3 protein-coding genes are annotated in these 3,659 nt (G+C 67.1%); all 3 read left to right on the top strand.

The window, feature by feature from the left end; genetic code table 11:
• A partial coding sequence (locus B4K74_RS07495; RefSeq protein ID WP_286692418.1) for an endonuclease domain-containing protein occupies positions 1-421 on the top strand: 421 nt, incomplete at its 5' end.
• Positions 422-552: 131 nt separating this feature from the next.
• The gene (gene ppdK / locus B4K74_RS07490; protein WP_286692417.1) at positions 553-3,243 is read left to right on the top strand and encodes a pyruvate, phosphate dikinase; all 2,691 of its coding nucleotides are present in this window, start codon (positions 553-555) and stop codon (positions 3,241-3,243) included.
• 2 nt (positions 3,244-3,245) lie between these two features.
• Positions 3,246-3,524, top strand: coding sequence for a hypothetical protein (locus B4K74_RS07485; RefSeq protein WP_286692416.1), 279 nt, complete (start codon positions 3,246-3,248; stop codon positions 3,522-3,524).
• The last annotated feature ends 135 nt before the right edge of the window (positions 3,525-3,659 follow it).

Genomic DNA, 3,659 nt, shown 5'->3' with positions numbered 1-3,659 from the left:
GCCCGACACCTTCTCCCCCGAGGGGAGAAGGGGAGGGGCGATGCATCAGTCACCGGACAAAACCCGCCGGGCGCGGCGTCTGCGATCCGACATGTCGCTGGCCGAGACGCGCTTCTGGCAGATGGTGCGGGATCGCAAGCTGGAGGGGCTGAAGTTCCGGCGACAGGCGCCACTCGCTGGGCTGACCGTCGACTTCTATTGCGCCGAGCTGAAGCTGGTCATCGAACTGGACGGGGGTGTGCATCGCCTGCGGGAGGCCGAGGACGCCGCGCGCGACGAGCGGCTGAAGTCGGCGGGCTTTGGCGTGATCCGCGTCGGCAATGAAGCCTTCCTGAGCAACCCGAATGTACTGTTCGCAGCGATCCGGCGACGGGCGGAGCAGCTGGGCAAACGGCCCCCTCATCCGTCAGGCTTTGTCTGACACCTTCTCCCCCGAGGGGAGAAGGACGCTCGCAACGTCACACGCCCTCACGGATTGTTACGGCTGCGGCCTCGCCTTCGCGGGTGCGGCGCGCTAGTCAGAACCGGAGCAGTGAGGCGAGGACGGGCACGATGACTCAGTGGGTGTATGGCTTTGGCGGGGGATCGGCGGACGGTGAGTCGTCGATGAAGAACCTGCTGGGCGGCAAGGGCGCCAATCTGGCCGAGATGTCGTCGCTGGGCCTGCCGGTGCCGCCGGGGTTCACCATCACCACTGAGGCCTGTGTCCACTATTTCTCGAACGGGCAGAGCTATCCCGACGCCCTGGCCGATCAGGTGAAGGCCGGTCTGGAGAAGGTCGAGGCGATCACCGGCAAGACCTTTGGCGACGTCAAGAATCCGCTGCTGGTCTCGGTGCGGTCGGGCGCGCGGGCGTCGATGCCCGGCATGATGGACACGGTGCTGAACCTGGGCCTGAACGACCAGACGGTCGAGGGTCTGGCGGCGCTGTCGGGGGACCGGCGCTTCGCCCTGGACAGCTATCGCCGCTTCATCACCATGTATTCCAACGTCGTCCTCGGCCTGAGCCACGACGACTTCGAGGAGGTGCTGGACGATCATAAGGACCGTCTGGGTGTCACCATCGACACCGATCTGGATGCCGACCACTGGCAGGCGGTGATCGCCGACTATCTGGCCGTGGTCGAGGACCGGCTGGGTCAGCCATTCCCGCAGGACCCGCACGCCCAGCTGTGGGGCGCGATCGGCGCCGTGTTCGACAGCTGGATGAACGATCGGGCCAAATTCTATCGCCGCATGCACGACATTCCCGAAAGCTGGGGCACGGCGGTCAATATTCAGTCGATGGTGTTCGGCAATATGGGCCAGACCTCGGCGACCGGGGTGGCGTTTACGCGCAACCCCTCGACCGGTGAGGCCAAGCTGTATGGCGAGTTCCTGATCAATGCCCAGGGCGAGGATGTGGTCGCCGGTATCCGGACGCCGCAGTCGCTGACCCGGGCCGGGCGCGAGGAGATGGGCGAGACGGCGCCGTCGATGGAAGAGGCCATGCCCGAAGTGTTCGGGCAGTTCGTCGAGGTCGTCGGGCGTCTGGAGACGCATTACCGCGACATGCAGGACATCGAGTTCACGGTCGAACAGGGCCGTCTGTGGATGCTGCAGACCCGCAACGGCAAGCGCACGGCCAAGTCGGCGCTGAAGATCGCGGTCGATCTGGCCTCTGAAGGCGTGATTTCCGAGGAGGAAGCGGTCAGCCGTGTCGACCCGTCGGCGCTGGACCAACTGCTGCACCCGACCCTCGATCCCAAGGCCGAGCGCCATGTGGTGGCGGCGGGCCTGCCCGCCAGCCCCGGTGCGGCCACCGGCAAGATCGTGTTCGACGCGGATGAGGCCGAGCGGATGAACCAGCTGGGCGACGCGGTCATTCTGGTGCGTGAGGAGACCTCGCCCGAGGACATCCACGGCATGCATGCGGCGCGCGGCATTGTCACGGCACGCGGCGGTATGACCAGCCACGCCGCGGTGGTGGCGCGCGGCATGGGGCGCCCTTGCGTCTCCGGCGCTGGCGAAATCCATATCGATGAAAAGGCCGGGACCTTCACCGCTCGCGGCCGGACCTTCAAGGCGGGTGAGATCATCACCATCGACGGCTCCAAGGGCGAGGTTCTGGACGGGGCCGTGCCGATGATCGAGCCCGAGCTGACCGGTGATTTCCAGACGCTGATGGCCTGGGCCGACAAGGTCCGCCGCCTGCGCGTGCGGGCCAATGCCGAGACGCCACTGGACGCCAAGACCGCGCGCGGCTTTGGCGCCGAGGGCATCGGTCTGTGCCGGACCGAGCACATGTTCTTCGACGATGCCCGGATCGCCGCCGTGCGCGAGATGATTCTGGCCGATGACGAGGCGGGCCGTCGCGCGGCGCTGGCCAAGATCGCGCCGTTCCAGAAGTCCGACTTTGTCGAGCTGTTCCAGATCATGGCGGGCCTGCCGGTCACCATCCGTCTGCTGGATCCGCCGCTGCACGAGTTCATCCCGCACAGCGAGGCCGAGATCGATGCCCTGGCCACAACCCAGGGGCTGGACGCCGCCAAGCTGAAGCGGCGGGCCAAGGAGCTGCACGAGACCAACCCCATGCTGGGCCACCGCGGCTGTCGCCTCGGCGTCGCCTATCCCGAAATCTACGAGATGCAGGTGCGGGCCATCCTCGAGGCGGCGCTGGAGGTGCAGGCCACCTCGGGCGAGGCACCCCTGCCCGAGATCATGCATCCGCTGGTCGCGCTCGGTCTGGAGATGAAATATCTGCGCGAGCTGACCGACCGGACGGCGAAGGCCGTGTTCGAGGAGACCGGTCAGTCGATCGCCTATCTGGTCGGCACGATGATCGAGCTGCCGCGCGCGGCGCTGCGGGCCGGCGACCTCGCCGAACATGCGCAGTTCTTCAGCTTCGGCACCAATGACCTGACCCAGACGACGTTCGGCATTTCGCGCGACGATTCGGGCCGGTTCCTGCAGGCCTATATGGACAAGGGCATCTTCGAGACCGATCCCTTCGTCCGGCTGGACCAGGAAGGCGTCGGCGATCTGATCCGCATCGCCGCCGAGCGCGGCCGGGCCGTGCGCGCCGACGTCAAACTGGGCATCTGCGGCGAGCATGGGGGCGATCCGTCCTCGATCGCCTTCTGCGAGGGTGCCGGGCTGGATTATGTCAGCTGCTCGCCCTACCGCGTGCCGATCGCCCGCCTTGCCGCCGCGCAAGCCGCGCTGGACGCGCGGTCCGGCACGGAGCGTGAGAAGGATCGCTGACGATGGTGAGGGCCGGGGCTCGGCTGATCCTCGGCCTGCTGGTACTGATAGGCCCGGTCGTCGGCTTCTGGCTGGAGAGCGTGCGCGTCGGGGGCAATGCCGAGCAAGCGATCAGTGGCCTTGCGTGGGGTGCGCTGGCTTCTGTGGTTGCGGCCATCGGCCTGGCCTTGCTGGCAAGAGGGTCCGGCATAGATCGGTTCAAGTGGTTCGCCGTCAGCATGGGCGGCGCCTTGGCCCTCTGGCTGATGCTCGCAGGGGTGGGCGATATCCTGAGCCGCTGACCACAGATGACCGTCGCCGACAGGAAAAGGGCGGCACGCGGCCGCCCCCTCCACCATCTCCGATGGTCCCCCTCCCCCGTGAACGGGGGAGGAGCAACTGATCACAGCACCCCGATCATGCTGGCGACCAGCGGG

It is taken from the genome of Brevundimonas sp. UBA2503, from assembly GCF_002341485.1.
GTDB classification, from domain to species: domain Bacteria; phylum Pseudomonadota; class Alphaproteobacteria; order Caulobacterales; family Caulobacteraceae; genus Brevundimonas; species Brevundimonas halotolerans.
Note: the sequence above shows the minus strand (reverse complement) of the source record. Positions and strands in the feature narration are given on the sequence as shown.